This window comes from Belnapia rosea, from assembly GCF_900101615.1.
GTDB classification, from domain to species: domain Bacteria; phylum Pseudomonadota; class Alphaproteobacteria; order Acetobacterales; family Acetobacteraceae; genus Belnapia; species Belnapia rosea.
The window spans coordinates 1-1,277 of the sequence record NZ_FMZX01000113.1; the positions used below are offsets into that span (position 1 = coordinate 1).

Here is a 1,277-nt window from a genome sequence, read left to right on the forward strand (position 1 = left end):
ATGAGGATTGCAGTTCTCGGGGCTGGCTATGTTGGGCTGGTGTCTGGTGCCTGCTTTGCCGAGTTCGGCATCAATGTCTGCATCGTGGACACTGATCCGGCGAAGGTGGAGGCGCTGCACCGCGGCGTGATCCCGATCTATGAGCCGGGTCTCGACAAGCTGGTGATCGACAACCAGAAGGACGGCCGGCTGAGCTTCACCACCAGCCTCGAGGAGGCGATGGAGGGGGCGGACTGCGTCTTCCTCGCCGTCGGCACCCCGTCGCGCCGCGGCGATGGCCATGCCGACCTGCAATATGTCTTTGCCGCCGCTGAGGGCGTCGCCCGGGCGGCGAAGCGGGACGGGCTGGTGCTGGTGACCAAGTCCACGGTGCCGGTCGGGACGGGGCGGAAGATCAAGGAGATCGTCGGGCGGGTGCGGCCCGAGCTGGCGATCCATGTCGCCAGCAACCCGGAGTTCCTGCGCGAGGGCAACGCCATCGGCGACTTCATGCGCCCGGACCGGGTGGTGCTCGGCGCCGAGAGCGACGAGGCCTTCGCCGTGCTGCGGCGGCTGTACCGGCCGCTCTACCTGATCGAGACGCCGATCGTCGCCACCAGCATCGAGACGGCGGAGCTGATCAAGTACGCGGCGAATGCCTTCCTGGCGACCAAGATCACCTTCATCAACGAGATCGCCGATCTCTGCGAGCGGGTGGGCGCCGATGTGCATGACGTGGCGCGCGGCATGGGGCTCGACGGGCGGATCGGGCGGAAGTTCCTGCATGCCGGGCCGGGCTATGGCGGCAGCTGCTTTCCGAAGGACACGCTGGCGCTGGCGATGACGGCGCGCGATGCCGGCTCGCCGGTGCGCCTCGTCGAGGCGACGATCGCGGTGAACGACGCGCGGAAGGCGGCGATGGCGGACCGGATCATCGCCGCGCTCGGCGGCGATGTGGCGGGCAAGTCGATCGGCATCCTGGGCGTGACCTTCAAGCCCGAGACGGATGACATGCGGGACGCGCCGAGCCTGGTGATCCTGCCGAAGCTGGTGGCCGCCGGCGCCCGCGTGACGGTGCACGACCCGCAGCCGCACCAGGCGCGGCAGTCGTTGCCGGGCGCCATCACCTTCGCGGCGACGCCGCTGGAGGCGGTGACGGGGGCGGATGCGGTGGCGCTGCTGACGGAGTGGAACGAGTACCGCTCCATGGCACCGGAGCGGCTGCGCGGGGCGATGCGGGGCCGGGTCGTGCTCGACCTGCGCAACGCCTGGGACCCGGCTGCCATGCGCGAGGCCGG

1 protein-coding gene is annotated in these 1,277 nt (G+C 70.0%); it reads left to right on the forward strand.

What is annotated here, in order from left to right; translation table 11 throughout:
* Positions 1-1,277, forward strand: a 1,277-nt coding sequence (locus tag BLR02_RS28300) for a UDP-glucose dehydrogenase family protein (protein WP_090665502.1), incomplete at its 3' end; no start/stop codon positions are given.